This is a genomic window from Chloroflexota bacterium, assembly GCA_035652535.1.
Classification (GTDB): domain Bacteria; phylum Chloroflexota; class UBA6077; order UBA6077; family SHYK01; genus DASRDP01.
This window is the reverse complement of the sequence record DASRDP010000108.1, coordinates 1-22,962: the sequence shown is the minus strand read 5'-3', so window position 1 is coordinate 22,962 and position 22,962 is coordinate 1. Positions and strand designations below refer to the sequence as shown.

The window sequence follows — 22,962 nt, the reverse complement described above, 5'->3', positions numbered from 1 at the left end:
GCTCCTCGATGTCGTTAGGTCAGCGTTGCCGTGAAGGTCGGTCGGCCCACCCAGGCGTCGCCGCGGTCAATGAGGGCGCGGCAGTGCTCTTTCCAGCTCGTCGTGGCGGGGATCACGCCAAAGGTGGCCACAACAGAGGGGAATCGGTTCTTCGCGGGGTCGCGCACGAGCGCTGGGGGATCGCGCCCTTCCTGCACGTCCCTCATGGCCGAAACGAGGAGCTTGCGCGCGATGACCAATGGTGCGTCGTTGGGTGCGAGGTGCTCCCGCGTTCGATCCTGGATGGCGCCGGCGCCTTCGGTAGCGCAGAGGTCCTGTGCCGCGAAGTAGCGCATGTCGATCCCGCTGTAGCTCCTCGCCCGCATGTCTTCACGGCGCTGAAGATACCGATTCGAGCGATTGGGAATCGGGTGGAACTTCGGCGCGGGTGTGAACAGATCGCGATTCTGGCGGAGCTGCTCTTTGTCGTACGGCTGGTCGCGATCGAAGGATACGACGTACTTCCAGTGGTGGGTATCGTCGATGGGAACGTGCCAGTTGAGCCCGCCGGCGGGGAACGCGTACATGTTGGGCAGCATGAAAGTGCCGACGCGAATGTAGTTACGGTCGGGCCCTAACGTGCGGATCTTGCATACTCGCAAGCCCACGTCCACGAGTTCGCCTTCACACCGCTCGTTGTAGGGCGCCGAACCTCTGTGCGATAGCTCCGCGAGCGTCCCGTTCGCCCCCGGCGTGTTCGCCCCATCCGGGGATTGAAGGTCACGCTGGCTGTAGTGGAGAAACGAGACATGGAGGAGGTCGATATTGCCCTCGTTCCCCTGGAGGTAGTTGCAGTCGCTGTAGATCTTTGTGGCGAACACGTGCTCTTCGCCATGGGTCAGGAAGTCGTAGTTGGGCAGGAGGGGTGGATCGCCCGGGCCAAGGTACGCGAAGATCATGCCGTTCTTTTCTTGGCAGGGATACGCGATCTGACGAATGCTCTGGCGCAAGGTCGATCCTTCCGGCTCGCCGGGCTGCTCGATGCAACGCCCGGCCCCGTTGTACAGCCAGCCGTGGTAGATGCAGCGCAAGCGGCCACCTTCGACGCGGCCGTAGCTCAGGTCGGCGCCCCGATGTGCGCAGTGAGCGCCTAAGAGTCCTGGCGAGCCTGCGGCGTCCGACGCGTCGGGCCGGTAGAGGACGAGATCTTCTCCAAGAAGACGGACGGGCAACGGCGCTCCACCCGGGGGCAGCTCCTCGGAGAGCGCGACGGGCTGCCAGTATCGGCGCATCAGTTCCCCGCAGGGCGTCCCTGGCCCCGTCTCGGTCAGGAGTCGATTTTCCTCTTCCGTCAGCATGGCGCGTTCTCCAGAGAGCCGGTCAGCTCTTCAAGAAGTCGATCACCAGCCGGTTGAACTCGGCTGGCTGCTCGTATTGTGGCCAGTGGCCAGCATTCTGGATGACGTGGAATCGCGAGCCTGGCATCTCCTTGTGCGCCATTTCGGCCACCTGCCATGGGGTGGACGGGTTGTGGTCCGTCCAGAGGAAGAAGAACGGCTGTTTGATCTGCCGGAGGCGCTCCGGGGTGAGGCTCACGCCAACTCCTTGCTGCGGGGGAGCGGCGGTCGCCGCAGGCTTCGGAAGCGCAGCGCGTCGCGCATAGATCGTGTAGCGAACGTCGACGAGCTCGTCGGTGATCGATTTTTCCGGGTCGGCGAAGAGCCAGGCGAGTCTGGCGCGGATGGACTCGGGGGTCGGATTCCCCAGCGCCGCGGCAGATAGTCGGGCGAACGACTCGCGCCCGGGCGCTGCCAACTTCGCCGCCTCCTCCCCCATCTCCAGGCCAGCGCCCGTGATGTAGACGACCTTGTCCACGCGGTCCGGATGCTCGAGCGCGAGCTTGGCAGAGGCGGCTCCTCCGAGGGACTCGCCGGCGAGGTGCGCGCGCGCGATGCCCATAGTATCCATAAATCGGAGGATGTGGTCGACGATCCCCTCCGTGCCTGCCAGGGTCGGATGCGAGTCGGTATAGCCGTGGCCCGCCATGTCGATGGCGTAGGCGTGGAAATGCTCGCCCAGGGGCACCACGTTGCGGTGGAACGCCTCGGCGTGGCCGCCGCTCCCGTGGAGCATGATCAGCGGCTCGCCGCTACCCGCCTCGATGTAGCGCGTGCGCATGCCCTTTGCATCGCAATAGTTGACTGTTGCGCCCAGAAGATGCACCCAGATGGATCGTTCGGTCATCGCCTGCGTCCTTTCTTCCCTGCCTTTTCGTGCTGGGTGGGTTCTTCGTCACCCGACTATTTCACGTCCCACTCGTAGACGTTCCCGATGTAGCTGGTTCCGCCAACCTGCGCGACGTGGGCGTTGAGCAGTCGATTGCTCACCATCGTTGGTTCGGCCTGGTAGAAGATGCCCATGAGGTTCAAATTCCTGGCGATGTGCAAGGCAATTTGCTCTACGACGCGAATCCGTTCCTCGCGACCAATCGTGACAAAGTAGGTGTCCAACAGTGCGTCGAACTCCGGATTGCGGTAGCGAGAATAATTGTCGCCAACGAAATTGTTCTCGGGGAGCGGCGTCTTCGAGCTGTGCATCCGTCGGAACGCGTCGACGTCGTTGGGCTGGCGCTTCAGGTCAAATGCCGGGAACGTGCTCCGGTATTCCCGGTCCTGGGACCGCTGCGGTGGCACTGGCACGGGCTCCATCGCGATCCCCAGGCGCTGCCAGTAGCCCGAGATCGCAAACATCGATTTCTCTTGAAGATCGTCTCCCTGGGTCGTTCGGATCTCGAGCGATAGCCGCTGGCCGGACGAGTCTCGGAAGGTGCCGTCCTCGCTCGCGACGTAGCCAAGCTCCTGGAGCGCGGCCGCCGCCGCGCGCGGGTCAAAATCGTAGTGTGGAGCCTCCTTCTCGAGGTTCGCGTAGTCTGGCTGCCCGGGGTTCATAACGGTATGCGCGACCAAGGTGAGGCCAGCCATGAGGCTATCGACCATTTCCTTGCGGTCGATGGCACGCATGAGGGCTCGCCGAAATCGCACCTCGGCAACGACGGGCGGGTTGGGATTGATGAACTGCGGGTACACCATGATCCAGTTCTTCATGCCGATCTCGGCTGTGCCGTCACGCCATTGGTCGCGGATCTGAAGCGCCTGATCCAGGGAGATGTTCCTGCCGAGCGTGACCTCGACGGCGCCTGCGAGGAGATCCGCGGCCAGCGTCGCCGGATCGGTGACGAACTTGATCTCCACCTCGTCGATCTTCGGCCTACCCAGCACGTAGTCGTCGAAGGCCTGGAGCACAGCGCCGCTGCCGGTTGTCCAGTCCTTCAGCTTGAAGGGTCCGGTCCCGACGAAGTCGCGATTCCAGTAGGAGAGCTGTTCGAAGTTGGCCCGGTCGTCCGTGTACGCCGCCTCGAGAAGGTGGCGTGGCAGGATCGTCGTGACACGCTGGCTCAGAAGCTGGTCCGCTTCCACGAACGGCTGCTTCCATCGCACGCGCGCGGTGTCGGCGGCGACCACCTCAACGCGGTCGATGGAGTCGTATGCGAGCTGCCGGAAGTAGGGAAGGTCGCGGTCCTGAACAACCTGCAGCGTGAAGACAAGATCGTCCGCGTCGAGCGCCACGCCGTCGTGCCAGCGCGTGTTCGGCTTGATCTGATACGTCGTCTCCATCTGTCCGTCGGGCGAGAGAGTCCAGAGGCCATTGTCGAGGCTGGGCACGGCAACGGCGAGCTGCGGGATGAGCTGGCCCTGCGCGTCCGGCATGACCATGTCGGCGCTCACCATCTGCTCGAGCTCGTCCGCTCCCGCCAGGACGATTCCGCTCTGGTTGGCGCGCGAGATGAGCGCCTTGGGCTCGCTCTTGACCGCCGCGGTGATGCGTTTGGGGGCGCGGCTCGCGGCGGAGTCCGCGGATGGCGCTTGGCGCAGGGCTGGCGCGGGCGCGCACGCGGCGAGAAAGATGGCCAGCGTGAGCCCCACTGCCGGGAGCCAGTTTCGCGCCACACCCGCCATCTACGAACCCACCGCGGCTGCGCGCAGCGTCGGCTGCCAGTGCGCCAGCTCCTCGATGAGCGAGCGCCAGCGCGCGCTTACGTCGGCGCGCTCGTCCGCGGAGAACACGTTGCTGTCAGGAAAGCTCTCGCGCCATGCAAACGGGCGGCACGCGTCGATCAAGGTCCGGCCGATGGTGAAGTCGCCCGATTCTTTCTGGACAGGGGTCAGCCGCGGATCGAGATCGCTCGTCCAGGCGGACGGGATCACCTGCAGGGCCCGGTCGGGATTCACGCGCGTGCACAGCGCCCACAGCACGTCGCGCATGTTCGATGGATCGATGTCGTCGTCCACCGCCACGTACGTGCTGTACATGCTGGCGCCGGATCGCAAACCGGCTGCCGCGAGCAGCGCCTGCCGAGCGTGCCCCGCGTAGCGCTGTCGGAGGGCGATCACAACCATCAGGCCGTTGCAGTGTCCCCACACCCCCGCCACGTCGCTGATCCCGCTTCGTTCCAAGTGTTCCCACATGAGCGCGGCATTCCCCGGCAGATCGCTGTCCCAGTGCAGGATCGGCCGGAGCGGCGGGCTCCCGTAGATGATGGGCTCGTCTCGGTAGGAGATCCGTTCGACACGGATTACGCATTCGGGCCCGGTGTGGGAATAGTAGCCGGGCCATTCTCCGAAGGGTCCCTCCGCCGCAGTTTCTTCCTCCGGCGGTGGGATGTGGCCTTCGAACACGATCTCGGCCTCGGATGGGACGGGAATTCCCGTGGCGGTCCCCGGAAGCACGGAGACCGGCTCTCCGCGCAGCGCGCCGGCGTAGTCGTACTTGCGGCCGGTCCGGCCACTCGTCGCGACGAGGAATGTGACCGGCTCGCACCCGAGAACCACGGCGACAGGGCACGGCAGGCCCGCGCGCCAGTACTTCTCCGCGATGATCCGACCGGCCTTGTGCTGGAGGATCCAAACGCTCAGGCGATCGCGCCCCTGGACGCACGCGCGATACGTGCCGTAGTTCACGAGCCCCGTCTCCGGATCGCGCATGAGGATGATGTCTCCCGTTCCGATGTAGCGCCCGCCATCCCGCGAATGCCACGTTGGCGCCGGGAAGAGACCGACGTCCACGTCGTCGCCAGCGAGCTGCTGGCTCAGGATCGGGCCGTCGTCCACGATGGTGGGTGCAATGAGCTCCAGACCGCGCTGCCGCCGGCGGAGCATCTTCGCCAGTTCGATGGGATGGGCATCGGGAGGAAGATCGAGGGCTAGGGCGTATCGACGACGATTGTTGTGGACGTTGCTCGCGACGCGGAAGGTCGGGTCGAATCCATCGAATCGATCGAACACGAGCAACGGTCCGCTGTACTCGGCGCCCAGCTCCGTCAGGCAGCCAACGTCGCGGTCCCGGTCCGCGCCTTGGATGAATTTGACATCGCCCATTCGATCAGCCGCGTCGATGAACTGGCCCAACGATTGGTATGGCATCCATATGCCTCCTTGGGCCAATCGTATACCATGCCGTGGTCGGGATCCCCAAGGCAGGCAATGCCGCGCGGCGAGCCGCTCTGAATCGAGCGCGCGGTCCGACTTCGTGGTGGGTGGGTGCGCGGAGGAGATGCTCGACCGCCAGCGCGAGCGCGCTGCCACGCGGTGGGCCGGTCACGACGCCGCGATGGCTCCGCGCACGACGCTGATCGTGTCCCGGAGCGAATCGCGCGTGCACAGCTCGGCGAATCCGCGCTCCATACACTCGCCGCGCCAGATTTGGCGCGCGTCGATCGGTGTGTCGATCTCGCCGAGCAGGCGCATCTCGTCAATGACGGCCTGCAATTCGCCGGGGTCAACCTGCCCGTCCAGCGGCATCAGGCTGTCTTCCATATTCGGGGCGCGCCGCATAATCCGCAGCTTGCGCTCGTCTTCGTTGTGGGTGAAGTCGCGGCGCATGCGCGTTTCGAGATCGTAGAGGTAGTCGAAGTTCCTGGGGTCTCCCCAAAACCAGAATGCGCGAAGGTTTGCTTTGAGGAACGCGGTCAGCTCTGCCGCACGCCGCTCGATCGTAAGGCGGGTCGCCACGATCGCGCGCCCCGGCCTGCGGCGGCGCTCTGGGGCTCCTCCATCGAGCAGCAGGTTGAACCCTTCGCTGACGAGCTGGTCCGCGAATTTCCCGCTCGTCGTGATGGCATCGACCCGCCCGGTCCGCAACATGTCCGCATGCTCCTGCGAGTCCGGGTATGCGAACACCGGGTCCATGACCCACTCCACTTCCGTGCGGGGGTCGATACCTGCCCGAATGAGCGCCACGATGATCAGACGGTCCGAGAGGCCGCCCAGCTCGCGTAGGCCGATGCGCTTTCCGCGCAGGTGTTCGGGGCGCGTGATCCCTCGTCCGCTGATCACTTTGGGCCGCGTCATGTAGCGCCAGCCGCCCACGATGAACAGCTCTTCGCCTTTGGCCCACTGGTGCACGACCGAATCGACGTTGGCGCCGCAGGCGATGTCGACGCCGTGCTCCTTCATGGCGAGCGCCAGGCCTTCGCGTTCGAGTGGGCCCGGAATCAGGCCGCGGTAGTCGTACACGTATTCCGTCAGCCCTTCCTCACGAAAATAGCCCTGTTCCTCGGCCACCCGGATCGATCGCTGGTGGCCGACGTGGTAGCCGGTCGTGGCGATGAGGAGCGGCTGGTCCAGTCCACTCATTCGACGTTTCCCTTCTAAAGGCGGAATCGATCTTGGGCCGGTACGGATTCAGTCCGCGGGAGCCGACCCCGCGCCTGAGAACCGGGCGGCGGGGAGCTTCGCGGATGTCGAAGTGACGCGCACGACCAGCCGGCCATCCTGATTGCGGATCTCGCACGCTCGCTTGAGGAACAGCATCGGCCCGCTCCGCCCCTGGCGCGCGTACACATCCACGAGGCGATACTGGATCGTGAGCCGGTCGCCCACGTACACCGGCTCGAGCCATTCGACCTCGTGGCCGGCGTTCCGGGTGTTGGTAAAGTTCGGCGGCAGCTCGATGCCCGCCCACGGCATGGCATCGCCCATCTCCCACTCGGGCGCCCTTCGGTACACCTGGAGAATCAGGATCGGCGGGACGCGTCGGCCGCGAAATCCAGCGGCCCGCGCATACGCGTCGTCCATCCACAACGGATTTCGATCTCCTGTCGCCTCCACGTACCGGCGGACGTCGGAGGCGGAGATCTCCTCGGGGAGCTCCATCACCGGCGACGTTTTGCCGATGCACGCGCGCATTTGGTCGGTCACGAGATTCTCGATGCTCGGGATCATGGGCATTCGCTCCGTTGGGGCCTCTCCCGCGCTGCGAAGGGCGGCATCACCCGGCGCCCGTCGGAGCGGCCGTTCTCCTGGGAAGGGAGATGGTGCATCGCCCTTCGACGATCCTCACACCGTCTTGGTTCGTTCCGGTGAACTCGCACACGACCCATGGGTCGGCGCTCGACGGCGATTTCTCGACGACGCGAGCGGCGAATCGCATCAGGTCGCCTTCGAAGGTCGACGCTGTGTGCCGGAGGCTCATGCGGCGCAGGTCGCCCAGAGGACCGGCCCAATCCATGAGCATGCGGGCGAGGTAAGCCTCGCGAAGCGCGCCGCTGGCGATGACGGTCTTGAGCCCCCGCATCGCCCGGGCCGCGTCGCGATCGGTATGGGTGGGGCTGGGGTTCTCCTGAACGCCGGCCCACTGGATCGCCGCGACCAAGGTGTGGGGTCCGAACTCGCGATCAGGAAGCGCAGCTCCGGGCTCCACGTCCTCGAAGAAGACGCGCTGGTCGACTCGTGCCATGTGCGTGCTCCTCAGCCGTTGCCTCGGGATCATCTCGCTTGGCGCGTCACGTCCTGACGCCGAGGTTCAGCCCCAGCGAGCGCGCGAGCATCGCGACCCCCAGGGTCAGTCCGGTGATGATAACGGTAACGACCGTTGCCGCCTCGCGCTGGCCAGCGGCCACCATGTCGAGGATCAAGAGCGAAAGCGGGCGTGTTTCGGAGGTTGCCAGCATCACCACGCTCGACGTCGCATTGGCCGTGAACATGAACTTTAACGTCGCGACTAGGATAAGCGTGGGAGCGATGAGTGGAACGACGATGCGCACGTAGGTGCCGAGCCAGCCTGCGCCGGACATTCGCGATCCCTCCTCCAGCTCGGGCCCGAGCTGGAGGAACGCGCTCTTCATGATCTGGGTTGACAGGGTGACGCTGCCCATGACCGACGCGATGATGAGTACGAAGATGGTCCCGTACAGCGGGGTGAAGAGGGGTGTCCCCAGGAACATCCAGAGCAATCCGAGCCCGGCCAGGGCCCCCGGTATCACGCTGGGCACCCAGAGAATGGCGTCGAGCAGGCCGCGGCCCCAGACCCCCTTCGCCCGGACGACGACGTACCCGACGAGCGCGAAGAGGAGCGGCCCGGCCACCGCCGCGCTGCCCGCGATGACCAATGTGTTGCCGAGCGAGCGAAGAAACGCCGTGCTCCCCAGCGTTCGCTGCCAGTTCGCAATGGTCCACGGCTGCGCGATGGCGAAAAAGCCGAAACGGGTCATGAAACTGCCCGCCACGACCGAGAAAATTGGGACCACGACCAGCAGCGCGACGATCAGCGCTACGAGGGCGAACATCGGCCATCGCCACCGGCCGAGGTCGATCAGCGCGGGCTTCATGCGTCCGGTGACCGTCGTGAAGCTTCGCCGAGTTGTGAGCCAACGCTGGATCGGGACGCCGACAACCAGCAGCAAGAGGGTAACGCTTCCCAAAGCCGTGGCCTGGCCGACCAGGGGAGGCTCCTGCCGCACCAGCTGGACGATCTTGGTCGAGTACACGAAGAAGTTGATGGGCGTCCCCAGCAGCAGCTCGATCTCGAAGGACTCAAAGAGGCGCAAGAAGGCCAGCATGAACACGATCACGAGCGGCGGAGTGAGCACGGGCAGCGTCACTCGCAGGAACGTCGACCACGTCGACGCGCCCGCCATCCGGCTGGCTTCCTCCAGGGCGGCGTCCATGTTGCGGAAGGCGGGCGTCAGCAACATGACCTTCGAGGACACGGCGTGGGAAACGAGATGGACCCAGATGATTCCCCAGAACGAGTAGATGTTGAACGGCCCTGCCTGCAGCCCGAAGAGGTGCGCCGTGACCTGATTTAGCAGCCCCTGACGTGGATCGAGGATGAGAATCCATCCAAGGGTTGTCGAAAGCGCCGGGAGAAAGAACGAAAGCCAGAAGAGGAACTCGAACCCACGCGCCCATGGAAGGTTGGTGCGCCCCAGGATCCACGCGAGGACGACGCCCAGAGGAAAGGACAAGACCTGATACCAGAACGCGACCGCTATGGTATTTCCGAGCGCCTGAAATAGGCCCGGAGTCCCCCACGCGTCCACCCAGGCGCCGATCCCGTACACGGGAGGCTGGCCGATGCGGGCGACGTTGAAGCTGTTGATGAGGATGAGCGCCAATGGGTAGACGAGGTAGAAGGCAAAGGCACCAATCAGGACCACCATGCCGATCTGCGCCCAGCTCGGGCTGAGCCAGGCATGGGCCCTCTGCCCGGTTGGAGCTCCCGACCGCCGCGCTTGCGCTACCCGGGCCACACGCAGAGCGCCTCCGGCGGGAGTTCGAGATAGACCTCGTCGCCCACGTTGAAGATCTGAGTTGTCGGGAGGGACAAGACGTGCCTCGCCTGGCCAACTTCCGCGACGTATTCGAACCGATCGCCCACGAAGAGGGTCGACCGGATGCGAGCAGGCACGACGTTCTTGGGATTCCCCGCGCGCTCGCACGTGACGGCGATCTGCTCAGGACGGATGGATAGCTGAACGAGATCGCCCGGGTGGAGCGCCTCGCCACGGCGTGGCAGCTTCGCGATCCGGGATGCCGTCAGCTCCACGCCCTCGACGCCCACGAGAGCGACGTGGGCAGCGCCGTCGTCGATGCGGGTGACCCGCCCGTCGACCGTCAGGGTGCGTCCGAGGAAGCTCTGGGCAAAGGGCGTGGCTGGATTTGTGTAGACGTCTCGCGGGGTGCCGAGCTGCTCGAGATGGCCGTTGTTCATGATTGCGATGCGATCGGACACGCTGAGCGCCTCGACCTGATCGTGCGTCACGAAGATCGTCGTTACGCCGAGGCGGGCCTGCAGCTCTTTCAACTGGCGGCGCATCTCGTCGCGGAGCAGCGCGTCGAGGTTGCTGAGTGGCTCATCGAGCAGCAGGACCTCCGGCGAGAACACCAGGGCGCGCGCCAGCGCGACGCGCTGCTGCTGGCCGCCACTGAGCTGGGGGGCCTGGCGGTTGGAAAGCTCGCCCAGCCCAACAAGACGAAGCGTCTCCTCGACGCGGCGACGAATCTCCGTCCTGGGTGTCCGCCGTAGCTTGAGAGGATAGGCGACGTTTTCGAACACCGTCATGTGCGGCCACAGCGCGTACGACTGAAACACCATCCCCATGTTCCGGCGCTCGGGCGGAACGAACAGCCGACGGTTGACGTCGACGAGGGCCCGGCTGCCAAGTCGGATGGCGCCTGCATCGGGCTTTTCGAGCCCGCCAATACATCGGAGGGTGGTCGTCTTTCCGCAGCCGCTCGGACCCAGAAAGGTGAAGAACTCCCCCTCGCGGATTTCGAGATCGAGGTCGTCCACGGCGGTCATCGGGCCGAAGCGCTTCGTCAAGGATTCGATGAGGAGCATGGGGGGATTTTGGCGCGTGCGCGCATGCGTATTCAAGGCAAATTGCGGCCTGGCAATCCCGCACAACCCCTCAGCCTATAATGAGCGCCATCCTCAGGGAACATGGGAGAGCCGGATGAGCGCTCTGGATCAGCCGATCCTCATTGCCAACTGCAACTACCACGTCGGGCACCAGATGTCTTTTCGGGCGGCGGAGGAGCAGGGCTTTTTCCGCGAGGAGGGCCTTTCCGACTACATCTACGAATGTGGTGGGATCGTTCCGGGCCCCTTCGAAGCGACCGCGCTGGCGCCGACGATGAAGGAGCGTGGCATCGACATAGCCACCGCCGTCAACGTGGAGACGATCGTTCAATTGCGGGCGCAGGGCGCAGACCTCTACGCCGTTGGCGCCTGGCGCCACATGCCGCGGGTCCGCCTCTATGCCGCTCCCCACATCAAGACGCTGGCGGACATGCGCGGTGCCCGAATCGGCCAACGTGAGGCAGGCGGCATAACGGCGCTTTTCTTTGGCTATTGGCTTGGCAAGGCCGGCATCGACGCGGAACGAGACATCACCTGGGTCGAGGACGCGATCTTCGCCTATCGACGCGACCGCGCCCACATCGACGCGCTCTTGAACGGCCAGGTCGACGCCGTACAGTCCGCCCCACCCTTCTCGCAGGAGCTGGAGCAGAAGGGCTGTCACCTGATTTTAGACTCCGCCGAGCTGTATCCGGGCGGCAAACCGGGCAAGGTGATCGTCGCGACGCAACAGACGATCGAAAAGCGCGCGGAGGAGTTGAGCGCGTTCCTCCGAGGCAACATCCGCGGTTTCTGGTTCGTGCGCGACCCCGACAATTTCGCGTTCTTGCAGGATCTCGAAGTCCGCTATCGAAAGGCTAGCCACCACGAACAAGAGCGAAAGCTCCGCATGGTGACAAACCCGGAACACCTGGAGGAGTGGATTATGCCGGTCACGGGCTGGTTCACCCGCGAGGCGCTGGAGCGCGCCATCGACGAGATGGTGGCTCTGGGGCAGATCGAGAGGCCGATTTCCGTCGACGAGGTCGTACGCGACGGGCCAGTCACCGCTGCATTCAAGGATCTCAGCTCGCGGCCCGCGCTTCAGGCGGCGTGCGATAAAGCGCTGGCGGCGGCGAAAAAGCACGGGTGCTGACCCTTCGCCGCGTTCGACGACGCTCGCGCAAATTTTGGCCAGATCGGAGTGCCCTTTGAGCATCGACGATACCTTCTCAGAATCGAGCGTGCGCGCCATCCTCGCAGAGCGCGCCATCAGTCGCCGTCGACTCCTGATCGGCGCCGCCGCGGGAGCGGGGTCCGCGCTTCTCGCCGCGTGCGGGCGCCCGAGCGCCCCCAGCGACTCGGCGCCAATTCCGACCTCCGCCAAACCCTCGGGGTGGGACGCGATCGTCGCCGCGGCGCGCCAGGAGGGCACGGTCATCATCTACGGCGCCACGTCTGAGGCGCTTCAGCAGGTCATCAATGAGGACTTTCCCAACGCGTATCCGGGCATCAAGGTCGAAAGCGTGTCCGCCGGAGGGTCCGAGCTGGTCCCGAGGATCATGTCGGAGCGGGCCGCCGGTCGCTACATCCCGGACGTCATCATCTCCGGGAGCTTCAGCATGCTGGGTTCTCTCAAGCCGGCCGGCGCGCTCGCGCCTCTGGCCACAGCCTTCGTGCTTCCGGAGGTGAGCGACGAGTCCGCCTGGCTCCAGAACCGATTGTGGTGGGCCGACGACGCGGAGCCGAATACGACGCTGAACTTTCAGGGCATCCTCATCGCGCCGATCTATGTCAACACGTCGATGGTCAACATCGGTGACTTCACGTCATACAACGATGTCCTGGACCCCAAGTGGAAAGGTCGCATGGTGTCCAATGACATCCGGCAGACCGGGCCCGGCGGCGTTCCTGCGCGTTTCATCTACAAGAACCCGAGCCTCGGACCGCGCTGGTTCGAGCGGCTCTATGGCGAGATGGACGTGACGCTGAGCCGGGACCAGCGCCAGATGGTCGACTGGGTGGCCGAGGGCCGGTACCCTATCGGGCTGTTCCTCGCCGAGACCGAGGCGAGCGTGGCGCGGAACCAGGGCCTCCCGATCGCGCCCGTGCCCTGCGATCAATTCAAGGAGGGCGCCGCGATCGGACCCGGCAACGGGTCCATGGCCCTCTTCGATCCAACCCCCCATCCCAACGCGGCGAAGGTTTTCATCAACTGGCTCCTCTCGAGAGAAGGCCAAACCACCTGGCAGAACCGGACCAAATTTTCGTCCCTTCGCGTCGATATCCCGAAGGACGGTCTCGTGCAGGACTACGTTCCGAAGCCCGGGCGACAGTACGCGGACGGCGGCACCGAGGAGTATGGACGGATTACCGGATCCATCTTCGGCGAGCTGATCACGAGCGCGCTCGAAAGCGCGGGGCGCCAGTAGGCGTGGCCGTCAGCGTGAGGTCGCTGCTCCTTCCCATCATCCTGGCGCAGCTCCTCGCATGCGCCCCGCGCACACAGCCGCCGACCGCAGAGCAGTCGCCCGCGCACCGCGGCGGGGTCGTTCGCGTCGCGCTCTGGCAGGAGCCGGCCCTGCTGAACCCGCTGCTCGGCGTGCAAACCGTGAACGACCTGATCAGTCGGACCATGCTCGAGGGCCTGTTGCGCATATCGCCAGAAGGCCAATTGACGCCGCAGCTCGCCGCAGAGGTTCCCACGTTCGACAACGGTGGCATCTCTCCGAACGGCCTGACCATCACGTGGCGACTCAAGACGGGCGTCCGGTGGTCAGACGGACAGCCCTTCACGAGCAAGGACGTGCTGTTCACCTACGCGGTCACCATGGATCCCGCCAACCCGATCACGAACCAGGCAGGCTATCCGGACATCGAGACGATCACCGCGCCGGACGACGCCACGGTCGTGGTCCGGTACCGTACGATCTACTCGGCATTCAAGCAGCACTTCGAGTGGGTGCTCCCGGAGCACGTATTTGGCGGCGATACCGCCATCGAGACGAAGGAATTCAACCACGCGCCCACGGGAACTGGGCCCTTCAAGTTCAAAGCGTGGGAGCCGGGCTCGGCCATCACCGTGGAGCGCAACCCCCATTTCCGCGAGGCAGACAAGCCTCGCCTCGATGGTCTGATCTTTCGCATCGTTCCAGCCAGGGACATTGGAATCCTGTGGCTGAAAGCCGGGGAGGTCGATGCGCTCTGGAACCTGGCCGAGGACAACATCCCCGAGATCGAGGCTATCCCGTCCGTCGTGATGAACCCGGCGGTTGGCAATGGCATCGAGCGATTGATCTTGAACACCAGCTGTCCCTCCGGATCACAGCAGGGCGATCCCGCGTGCAGACACCCGGTGCTGGGCGACGTTCGGGTCCGACAGGCCATCGACCTCGCGATCGATCGGAGGGCCCTCATCGACGAGCTGCTCGCCGGGAAGACCACGGTCGCGACGTCCGTGATTCCGCTGGGACCATACGCCGTCGGTCTGGCGCCGCCCTCCTACGATCCGGTCGCGGCGCAGCGGCTCCTGGAGGACGCCGGTTGGCACGTCGGGGCGGACGGCATTCGCGTCAACGACGCGGGGACTCGGGCGAGTCTATCGTTCACCACGACGACGGGCGCGCGGCTTCGAGATCAGACGCAAGCGCTGATCAAGCAGCAGCTCCAGGCGGTGGGGATCGACGTCAACATCGAGAATCTGCCCTCGCCGATGCTCTTCGGAAGCTGGCAGGACGGGGCGCCGATGGCCCACGGTAATTTCGATATCGCAATGTTTACCATCACGGACCCGTACGATCCCCAGGCGGACCTGTACAACCTGTTCCACAGCAGCCGTGTTCCCTCGGAGCGCGTCCGCGCGGGCCAGAATTATCAGCGGATTCTCGACCCGGAGCTGGATGCCGCCCTGGAGGCAGCCAGCGTGACGGTGGATGACGCCAAGCGGGCGGCGGCGTTCCAGAAGGTCGCCGGGCGGGTGGATGCGGACAAGGGGCACATCCTGCTCTACCGCCGACTCGATCTGGACGCCTACAACCAGCGCGTCAAGGGACATGCGCCCAATGTGTGGAGCGAATTCACCTGGAACGCGGCGGATTGGTGGCTCGACGACGGTCGCTAGCCGTGCGGCGCGACTGTTCGCGGCTGATCCGCTCGGACAGCTGCCACGCGGGGTGAAGCCGATGCCTTCCTCGCCCGCTGAGCCCTTCGATGCGCTCCTGATTCACGGCGCTTCCGTCTTCACGCCGACTCGCACCGCGCGGGAGACGTCGGTGTTGATCTCGAACGGCCGCATCGCGGCGATCGGATCGCCAGAGCGGGTCAGCGCGCGGGCGCGCCTGCGCGAGGCTCGGGAGATCGATGCCTCCGGGCTGATCGTCGCCCCGGGATTCATCGACATTCAGATCAACGGCGCCGCGGGCCAACTCATCACCACCGCGAAGACCGCGGACGCCATTCTGACTGTGGCGCGCCTCCTCCCTCGATTTGGCTGCACAGCCTTCCTCCCCACTGTCATCTCGGCCCCTCTCGACGTGATGCGCGCTGCCCTCCACGCAATCGGGGAGGCACGAAGTGACCCGATCGTTGGCGCCCGAATCTTGGGCGCACACCTGGAGGGTCCCTTTCTCAACCCCGAGAGCGCCGGGGCACACCCGCGGGCGTACCTCCAGCCGCCCTCGGCCGCGTTACTCCGCGACCTCTGGGAGGCATCGCGGGGATCTCTTCGCGTGCTCACCATCGCGCCCGAGCTTGACGGCGCGCGCGAGACCATCGAGGAGGCCGGCCGCCTTGGGATCGTGATCGCCATTGGCCATTCGCGCGCCAGCATCGAGCAGGCAGCCTCCGCTCAGGAGCGGGGTGTGCGGCTCGTGACCCACCTGTTCAACGCATCTGGCCCGGTCTCCGCTCGAAAGCCGGGCATCATCGGCGCGGCCCTCACGTCGGACGGAATGAACGCGAGCCTCATCCCCGACGGTGTTCACGTCCATCCCGCGATGATGCGACTCGCCCTTCGGGCGTTGGGGGCGAAGCGACTGGTCCTCGTCACCGACGCCATGCCGCCGATCGGATCGTCGCGCCGGACCTTCGACCTCCTCGGCGCGCCGATCGAGGCTCGAGACGGCGCCTGCTACACGCGGGACGGACGGCTCGCCGGCGGCCTCCTTACGATGGATGAAGCGGTCCGCAGCGTCCGCGCGATGGTCGATGTTGGAGTTGCCGACGCGCTCGCGATGGCGACGCGCAACCCTGCGCGCGTTCTGGGACTCGATCGGCAGCTTGGCTCTCTGCGGGTTGGCGCCCAGGCGGACTTGGCGATCTTGAGCGAGTCCCTCGAGGTTCGCATGACCATCGTCGGCGGAAGGGTCATCTACCGCGCCGACCAAGAACTCCAGCGGATGGCGAGGTCGCGGTCGTGCTGATACTGCCTCCCACGGTTCAGGTCGGGCAGCCGTGAGAACCGGCGTCAGCTACTTCGGAAACCGTATGCCGGAGCACTATCGCGGCCGTGATCTGCCCGAAATCGCGGCCGCCGGCTGCACATACGTGCTGCACACGTTCAGCGAAAACGATCTGGCCTTCTACCGCGAGACGATGGGAGATATCGTCGCAGCGACGCACGAGGTCGGCCTCGACGTGGTGTTCGATCCATGGGGCGTCGGCGGGGTTTTCGCGGGCGAGGCGGAGAGCCGCCTTCTCCTCGATCATCCCGACGCGTGGCAGCAGGGGAGCGACGGGGCGCTCGTTCCCGCCGCGTGTCCCCTGTCGCCTGACCTGCGAACGCTGATCGAGCGATGGGTCGACGCGACCGCCGCGGTGGGCGCTGACTCGGTCCTGTGGGACGAGCCGGGCTTCGGGGCGCCCGGGCCGGATGGGTCACGCTGGACCTGCCGCTGCGCCCGCTGTCAGAACGAATATCGCCAGTCGTTCGGTGAGTCCATGCCGCTGCGGCAAACGCCGAACGTCCTCGCGTTTCGGGAGAAGCTGATCATTGGACTCGTCGAGTGGTGCTGTCGCGTGGCCCACGAACGAGGCCTGCGAAACACGGTCTGTCTTCCCGCGCAAGAGGACCATCGGGCGAGCGTCCAGGATTGGGATGCGATCGCTCGACTCCAGGACGTGGACGCGCTGGCCGTCACGCCCTTCTGGGCGCTGTGGGGGAAAGACGTGGACCCCTACGTTTCGCAGTACGCCGGTCGCTTGGTCGCGACGTGCCGGGCAAATGGGCGGGAGCCCCAGGTGTGGCTGCAGTCCTTCCTCATCCCAACGGGTCGGGAGGAGGAGATCGCGCGCGCGGCAGACGCCGCCGTCGCGGCCGGAGTCGAGGACATCGCAGCCTGGGGATATCGCGGCTGCGGCCACATGTCATCGCTTCGATGCGCTGACCCCGAGGCCGCGTGGAGCGCCATCGGCCGGATGTTCCGCCGATTCAGAGGAATTGACTCCGGAGACCCGACCGAACCGCGTCCTGCGGCCCGGTGATGCGCGTGCGTTGAAGCGCCCCACGAGCGGGTCTACAATGGGGCCGTCGCAACAGCCGAGCATGCGTCCGAGCTGCGGGAGGAAGGCGGTACGAGATGATCATCGACCTCGACTCGCACCTGCGCGAGAACTACTTCATGGACGAGATGTTCAAGCTCGACGAGCCGTTCGCCGAGTTCACGCCCGAGCGTATCGTCGACGGACCGCCACCGCAGCGGAAATTTCGTTCGCGCATCCCGCCGGGGCCGTCCGGCACGCACGGATACAACCATAGCTACATGTACGACCCGACCGCTGGCTGGCGCGGCGGAGAGATCGCCGCGCGCCAGGTGACCGGCTGGGACATGGCCGAGCGGGCCGAGGCCAACACCCTCGAGGGGCTCGACAAGCAGCTCATCTTTCCGACGGGGATCTGGGCGCCCACGATGACCGAGGGGCCGCTGGGCGCGGCCCTCGCCCGGGCTTACAACAACTGGGTCACCGAATTCGTCAAGGACTTTCGTGAGCAGTTCCTCCCCGTCGCCCTCATGCCGGCGGGCCACCCGGAGGCGATGCCGGGCGAGCTACGCCGGTGCGTGACCGAGCTGGGCCTCAAGGCGGCACACCTGGTCTGCTACAACGGCGACCGCAACCTCGACGACCCGTCCTTCTTCCCCTTCTATGAGACGGCGCAGGAGCTGGACGTGCCCCTTTTCTGCCATCCCAACGGCCAGCAGGGGTTCATCACCCAGCGGTTCGACAAGGGCCCCGCGAACAACTTCCTCGCCATGCATACGTTGGGGAGACCCACCAACTGCACCCAGGCCCTCGTCGCGCTCGTCGCCGGCGGGGTCTTCGAGCGGTTCCCGCGTCTCAAGGTGGTGTTCTTCGAGTGCACGGCCGAGTGGCCCCTCTACTGGATGCACCGGATGGACGACGACTGGGAGTGGATCAAGGAGGACCAGGAGCGGCACATGCCGATCCCTCTCACGATGCCGCCGTCGGAATACGTCAAGCGCAACTGTTACGTCACGATGGAGGCGGACGAGCACGCGTCGGTGCTGGCGGTCTCACTGAACGAGATCGGAGCCGAGCACATCATGATGGCGACCGATATGCCCCATTTCGACTCGGAGTTCCCGCACACCGTCTCCACGATCAAAGAGCGGCGCGACCTCACACCAACTCAGAAGGAGCTGATCCTGGGCGAGAACGCACGGAAGCTGCTGAACTTATAGCTCCCACCCTTGGGCGTGGGGAGAAGGCGGGATTACATGGGTCGGCGCGGCATCCACCGCGCCGACCTGACGTTTACCGGTTGTTCCAACCCCACTCGGCGGCGGTTCCCGCGCCCGCGAGCTCACCCCCCGTCTTCGCATCGACGCGCGCGTAACCGGCGCGGGCCACGCCCTCGTGGCGGATGTGGATGTACGGCTCGTTCGCGCTCGGGTCCCGCACAAGCCCCATCGGTTCTTCGCCGCGCTCCACCTTTGCGATGTTCTCCAGGATCAGCTCGTGGAAGAGGATGACGCCCTTGTCGGAGGTGACCAGGTGCTCGCGCGTCCGGTCCGAGATCGGCCCCTGGCCGATCCAGGCCATCTCATCCTGCGGGATCACCGCATCGCCGATCGCCAGCCCCAAGTGGTCGTAGCGGACCTCCTCGTGGCGGACGGAGAAGGGCTTGATCTCCTCTCCGGGCTTCGCATAGCGGAACTGGTAGAGGAAGTGGAGGGTATGCGTGTCATCCATGGGCGTGCGGATCTGGTAGCTGCCGCCCCACGCGCCGCCGACGACCACCAGTGTGTTGGGGAAGAGGATCGGGTGGCCCGTCGTCCAGTCGTCGGAGTCCTCGCTCTGTCCCTCAACTAATCGCCGCTTGTAGACCCCGTACTCGAACATGTCGAACGCGATCTTTCGGTGCGGCGGCGTCAGCATGACCTGCTCTTTGCCGTGGCGCCGGTTGTAGTAGTTCCCATAGTGGCCGTGCAGGTGCTCGAAGTGGACAGGGTCCATCGAGTTGTCCATGCACTGCACCCAGTTGCACGGCAGCGGCTTGATCAGGACACTCCGGTTGATGTCCTCGCGCGCATATCCCTCGAATCGAGGCAGCAGGGGCGCCGGCTCGGGACCGAGGTACGCCCAGATCAGCCCGCCCATCTCCTGGACCGGATATGACGTGATCTTGAGCGGAAGGCACGCCGGCTCGAAGGGCATGTCCACGACGCGCCCGTCGGTGTCATACGTCCAGCCATGGTAGGCGCAGCGCAGGCCATTATCCTGGGGGATGCCGTACGCCATCGAGATCCCACGGTGGGCGCACCGGCTGGCAATGAGTCCGATCCGGCCCGCCGCGTCTCGGAAAAGCGTCAGGTCCTCGCTCAGGATCCGCACGGGCTGTACGGGCTCCTTCAGTAAATCGTCCAACGTTCCGATGGCATGCCAGTACATGCGGAGCATGCGGCCGCCCGGCGTATCGGGACCCGTTTGCGTCAGTCGCTCGTTGAGTTCCTGTGTGATCACCCCGCTCACTCCTCGTCGTCGCGGACATCGCGTGCAGTCCGCGTGTGCTGGCGCAATCATATCTCGCTTGGCTCTTGCGTGCGACGAAGAGCGGTGGCACATTCACAGCACCGTCGCACGTGCGACAATGGACGGGCAATCGAGAAAAAGGGGGAGCGAGTCCGGCATGGCTGACAAGATCGGGTTCATCGGCCTGGGTACCATGGGGCGCCCCTTCGCCACAAACATCGTACGGGCGGGATTCGACCTCACGGTATACGATGTGCAGCCCCAGCCCGTGAACGAGCTCGTGAAGCTGGGCGCAAGGGCCGCCCGCTCGGCGCGCGAGGTCGCGGATCTGGTCGACATCGTTGACATCGCGGTCCCGCACGAGGCGGAGGTCGACGCGGTGCTGCAGGGGCCCGACGGCCTGCTGGCAGGCGCCCATCCCGGCCTGATCGCCGCGATTCACTCGAGCATCCACCCCCTGCACATGATGCGTGTCGCCGAGGAGGCGCGCGCCCATGGCGTGGAGGTCCTGGACGCTCAGATGAGCGGCGGGGCCGGCGGCGTGACGTCGCAGACCCTGTGTCTCATGGTCGGCGGTGATCCCGCCGTTCTGGAGCGGTGCCGCCCGGTGCTGGAGACGACGGCCGGGAACATCTTCCTGCTCGGGAAGGTTGGGATGGGCGCCGTAACGAAGATCGCCCAGAACACGATGACGGCCGAGTACCTCATGGCGGCGACGGAGGGCTTTCGCTTGGCGGAAAGGGCCGGCGTCGATCTGGAGGTGTTTCAGGAGGTCGTGCGCACGAGCTCGGCGCAGAGCCACGTGGCCGACGAGTTCCTCCACGGCCGGGGGACGCGCGACGCGTCGTGGGTCTACTATCACGTCCTGCGCGACGCTCTGGACCTCGGCCAAACGTACGACGTGACGCTTCCCGGAGCGGCGACGTGCATGCAAGCGCTGGCCCACAGCCTCCGGAAGGGCTAGCGGTCCATTGGCGAATCGGCGGCGAGGGATGCGCGAAGCGGGCGCATCGATCGGCCCATTGAAAGCCTGAGGAGGTGCGAGGAGTGGCAGTTGCTGGAAAAGTCGTGGTCGTTACCGGCGCCGCGCGCGGAATGGGGCGCGAGTACGTGCGCGGGTTTCTGCGCGAAGGGGCCAAGGTCGTGGCCACCGACGTGGCGTGGGAGCCGACCGGCGTCTCCAATGACCTGATCGACTTCCGGGACGAGCTGAAGGGCAACCCGAACGTTCTGACCGACATCATGGACATCTCCATCGACTCCCACGTGAAGCGCGTGGCCGAAGCCGCCATCGGGCGGTTCGGCACGATCGACGTCATCATCAACAACGCGGGCACGCGCATGCGCGACCTGTACCCGCCTCACGGGAGCGTGACCACGCTCGAGACCGAAGTTGGTGACTGGCAGAAAACCTTCGACACGCACGTGTTCGGCACGCTGCGGGTGGTGAAGGCGTTCTCGAAGCCGATGCTCGATCGCCAGCGCGGCAGCATTATCAGCGTTAGCTCCGGCGGCTACGACGCCAGCCGCGCCAACAGCCGCGAGATGCCATACCAGGCGGCGAAGGCTGCGCTGGTGACCATGACCCTGTATCTGGCGGAAGAGCTGAGGTCGTCGAACATCGCCGCGAATGTGCTGCTACCGGGACACACGGCGACGACCGGTACGGATGAGCAGGAGGCGATCCGCAGCGAGATGCGTGCGCGCGCGGCGCAGCCGGGCGCGCCGGTGTGGCGGCCGATGCGGGTGCGCCCGGAGCACGTCGTGCCCCTCGCCCTCTTCCTCGCGGACCAGGACGCGTCGGGCGTGACGGGCCAGATCATCAACGCGATGAAGTGGAACCAGGAGCACGGATTCGGCGGGGCCGACGAGTGGGTGTACCCGGCGGACCGCGACGACTCAGCGGTCCGCCGACCGGCGCGCTAGAGCCGGGCCCCCGCCCCCACCGCGGTGGGAGAGGGCGGGGGTGAGGGCACCGGGGCCCCGGCCGAGCTTGCGGCTCGGGGAGTTTACGCGGTGGCCACCGCCAGATTGGTGAAGGCCTTCAAGGTCTCCGCGGTCTCCACGAGCCAGTCCGCCGAGCGCGGCAGTACGACCGATGCCGATCGCACACCATAGAGCTCCGGCTCGTCGACGCCTGGCGGCGTGATCCCCCGGTCGCGCAGCGCTTTGGCGGCGTTGAGCAGCTTGCGTCGCACCTGGATGATCGCCGCATCCGTCGTGCCTAGGTGCTCGTTCGTGCGATCCATGACAGGCCCCATGCTCTCGGTCACGGCCTGGTCTTGCATGGGGATGGTCGGGATGCCGGTGAAGGTCGCCGTCCGCTGGACCTCGCGGTTGATCATGTAGTCGTTGGTCTTGTTCGCAGAGGCGCGCCAGCGGCCCAGGGAGGCAGTCGTCGTCGGGAGATACTGCGGGCCGTTGGCCCGCTGCCACTGCTGGCGAACGGGAATCGGCTCCAGCGGATTGTACGCGACGGACCACACCATGGTGTTCTCGTCGTCGAGCGGCACCCAGATGTGGCCTGGAATCCCCTGGAATCCGCCCGGCGGAAAGTACGTGTGGAAGGGGAACATGAACTGGGTGATGCGCCAGTAGTAGGTCTCGGGGTCCTCCTCGCGCCGGGCGCCGTACATCAGGCCGTAGGGCATGTCGACCAGGAACAGCCGCGGGTGCCGGTCCTCGTGGAAGACGCCCTGGTCGTTCTGGGGCGTCCGTCCCTCGTCAGGGTTGAGGCGCGCGTGGAGGAAGTACAGGTGCGCGGTGTCGATGTCCCCCTCCAGGGCCTGCACCCAGTTGCACTCTCTCAGGACCGGTGAGAGGCTCCGCTGGTCATCGGGCACGTTGGCCCACTCCAGCTTCGGCAGCTCCGGCGGCGCCGATCGCGGGCCCATATAGGTCCAGATCATCCCGCCGTAGTCGCGGCAGGGGTACGCGCCCTGGCGGACTCTGGTCTTGAAATTGCTCTCGGCCGGCTCGTTCGGCATGTCCACGCACTGGCCGGTCACGTCGAATTTCCACCCGTGGTAGACGCACCTGAGGCCGGCTTCTTCGTTTCTTCCGAAGAACAGGCTTGCACCCCGGTGGGGGCAGTTGTTCTGGATCAGGCCGACGCTGCCGTTGGCGTCACGGAAGGCGATAAGCTGCTCGCCGAGGAGCATAACGCGGAGCGGGTCACTATCGGGGGTGGGGAGTTCACTGGACGTCAGCGCGGGGAGCCAGTGTTCGCGCATGAAGCGGCCCATGGGGGTGCCGGGGCCAACGCGGGTGAGGAGGTCGTTGTCTTCGGGGGTGAGCATGGGGTGTCTGGGCTTC

The 22,962-nt window shown here is 65.7% G+C and carries 19 protein-coding genes; 8 read left to right on the top strand and 11 right to left on the bottom strand.

What is annotated here, in order from left to right:
- Positions 1 to 14: 14 nt before the first annotated feature.
- From VFC51_13235 to VFC51_13195, 9 genes are all read right to left on the bottom strand, one after another.
- On the bottom strand, positions 15 to 1,337 hold the full coding sequence (locus VFC51_13235; GenBank protein HZT07989.1) for a Rieske 2Fe-2S domain-containing protein: 1,323 nt from the start codon (positions 1,335 to 1,337) through the stop codon (positions 15 to 17).
- Between the two features lie 22 nt (positions 1,338 to 1,359).
- On the bottom strand, positions 1,360 to 2,223 hold the full coding sequence (locus VFC51_13230; GenBank protein HZT07988.1) for an alpha/beta hydrolase: 864 nt from the start codon (positions 2,221 to 2,223) through the stop codon (positions 1,360 to 1,362).
- Between the two features lie 56 nt (positions 2,224 to 2,279).
- The gene (locus VFC51_13225; GenBank protein HZT07987.1) at positions 2,280 to 3,995 is read right to left on the bottom strand and encodes a peptide ABC transporter substrate-binding protein; all 1,716 of its coding nucleotides are present in this window, start codon (positions 3,993 to 3,995) and stop codon (positions 2,280 to 2,282) included.
- Positions 3,996 to 5,459 carry a UbiD family decarboxylase gene (locus VFC51_13220; protein HZT07986.1) on the bottom strand — a complete coding sequence of 488 codons (1,464 nt, stop codon included), beginning with the start codon at positions 5,457 to 5,459 and terminating at the stop codon, positions 3,996 to 3,998. It lies immediately after the preceding gene.
- Positions 5,460 to 5,633: 174 nt separating this feature from the next.
- Positions 5,634 to 6,671, bottom strand: a complete 1,038-nt coding sequence (locus VFC51_13215; GenBank protein HZT07985.1) for an ABC transporter substrate-binding protein — start codon at positions 6,669 to 6,671, stop codon at positions 5,634 to 5,636.
- Between the two features lie 48 nt (positions 6,672 to 6,719).
- Positions 6,720 to 7,259 carry a MaoC family dehydratase N-terminal domain-containing protein gene (locus VFC51_13210; GenBank protein ID HZT07984.1) on the bottom strand — a complete coding sequence of 180 codons (540 nt, stop codon included), beginning with the start codon at positions 7,257 to 7,259 and terminating at the stop codon, positions 6,720 to 6,722.
- Positions 7,260 to 7,305: 46 nt separating this feature from the next.
- Entirely contained in the window at positions 7,306 to 7,773 is a 468-nt protein-coding gene (locus VFC51_13205) for a MaoC/PaaZ C-terminal domain-containing protein (GenBank protein ID HZT07983.1), read from the bottom strand.
- A 46-nt stretch (positions 7,774 to 7,819) separates the two neighbouring features.
- On the bottom strand, positions 7,820 to 9,478 hold the full coding sequence (locus VFC51_13200; GenBank protein HZT07982.1) for an iron ABC transporter permease: 1,659 nt from the start codon (positions 9,476 to 9,478) through the stop codon (positions 7,820 to 7,822).
- 77 nt (positions 9,479 to 9,555) lie between these two features.
- Positions 9,556 to 10,659 (bottom strand): ABC transporter ATP-binding protein, encoded by a 1,104-nt coding sequence (locus tag VFC51_13195; protein ID HZT07981.1) that lies wholly within the window; start codon positions 10,657 to 10,659, stop codon positions 9,556 to 9,558.
- Between the two features lie 115 nt (positions 10,660 to 10,774).
- Here VFC51_13195 and VFC51_13190 point away from each other — a divergent pair, with 115 nt between their 5' ends.
- From VFC51_13190 to VFC51_13165, 6 genes are all read left to right on the top strand, one after another.
- Entirely contained in the window at positions 10,775 to 11,815 is a 1,041-nt protein-coding gene (locus tag VFC51_13190; protein ID HZT07980.1) for an ABC transporter substrate-binding protein, read from the top strand.
- A 55-nt stretch (positions 11,816 to 11,870) separates the two neighbouring features.
- On the top strand, positions 11,871 to 13,091 hold the full coding sequence (locus tag VFC51_13185) for an extracellular solute-binding protein (protein HZT07979.1): 1,221 nt from the start codon (positions 11,871 to 11,873) through the stop codon (positions 13,089 to 13,091).
- Positions 13,092 to 13,105: 14 nt separating this feature from the next.
- Positions 13,106 to 14,779: a peptide ABC transporter substrate-binding protein gene (locus VFC51_13180; protein ID HZT07978.1), complete on the top strand. Its 1,674-nt coding sequence runs from the start codon at positions 13,106 to 13,108 to the stop codon at positions 14,777 to 14,779.
- A gap of 61 nt (positions 14,780 to 14,840) precedes the next feature.
- Complete coding sequence (gene nagA / locus VFC51_13175) at positions 14,841 to 16,079, top strand: N-acetylglucosamine-6-phosphate deacetylase (GenBank protein ID HZT07977.1); 1,239 nt, start codon at positions 14,841 to 14,843, stop codon at positions 16,077 to 16,079.
- Positions 16,080 to 16,110: 31 nt separating this feature from the next.
- On the top strand, positions 16,111 to 17,139 hold the full coding sequence (locus VFC51_13170; protein HZT07976.1) for a transposase domain-containing protein: 1,029 nt from the start codon (positions 16,111 to 16,113) through the stop codon (positions 17,137 to 17,139).
- Between the two features lie 95 nt (positions 17,140 to 17,234).
- Positions 17,235 to 18,356, top strand: coding sequence for an amidohydrolase family protein (locus VFC51_13165; protein ID HZT07975.1), 1,122 nt, complete (start codon positions 17,235 to 17,237; stop codon positions 18,354 to 18,356).
- A 73-nt stretch (positions 18,357 to 18,429) separates the two neighbouring features.
- Here the strand turns inward: VFC51_13165 and VFC51_13160 are convergent, their stop codons facing one another.
- Positions 18,430 to 19,638 carry an aromatic ring-hydroxylating dioxygenase subunit alpha gene (locus tag VFC51_13160; GenBank protein HZT07974.1) on the bottom strand — a complete coding sequence of 403 codons (1,209 nt, stop codon included), beginning with the start codon at positions 19,636 to 19,638 and terminating at the stop codon, positions 18,430 to 18,432.
- A gap of 166 nt (positions 19,639 to 19,804) precedes the next feature.
- Here VFC51_13160 and VFC51_13155 point away from each other — a divergent pair, with 166 nt between their 5' ends.
- Both VFC51_13155 and VFC51_13150 read left to right on the top strand, forming a co-directional pair.
- The gene (locus VFC51_13155; protein HZT07973.1) at positions 19,805 to 20,611 is read left to right on the top strand and encodes an NAD(P)-binding domain-containing protein; all 807 of its coding nucleotides are present in this window, start codon (positions 19,805 to 19,807) and stop codon (positions 20,609 to 20,611) included.
- An 83-nt stretch (positions 20,612 to 20,694) separates the two neighbouring features.
- Positions 20,695 to 21,573, top strand: coding sequence for an SDR family oxidoreductase (locus VFC51_13150; GenBank protein HZT07972.1), 879 nt, complete (start codon positions 20,695 to 20,697; stop codon positions 21,571 to 21,573).
- 83 nt (positions 21,574 to 21,656) lie between these two features.
- On the opposite strand, the gene VFC51_13145 is transcribed toward VFC51_13150, so the two are convergent.
- Positions 21,657 to 22,962 (bottom strand): Rieske 2Fe-2S domain-containing protein (locus tag VFC51_13145; GenBank protein HZT07971.1); only part of this gene is annotated, 1,306 nt, incomplete at its 5' end.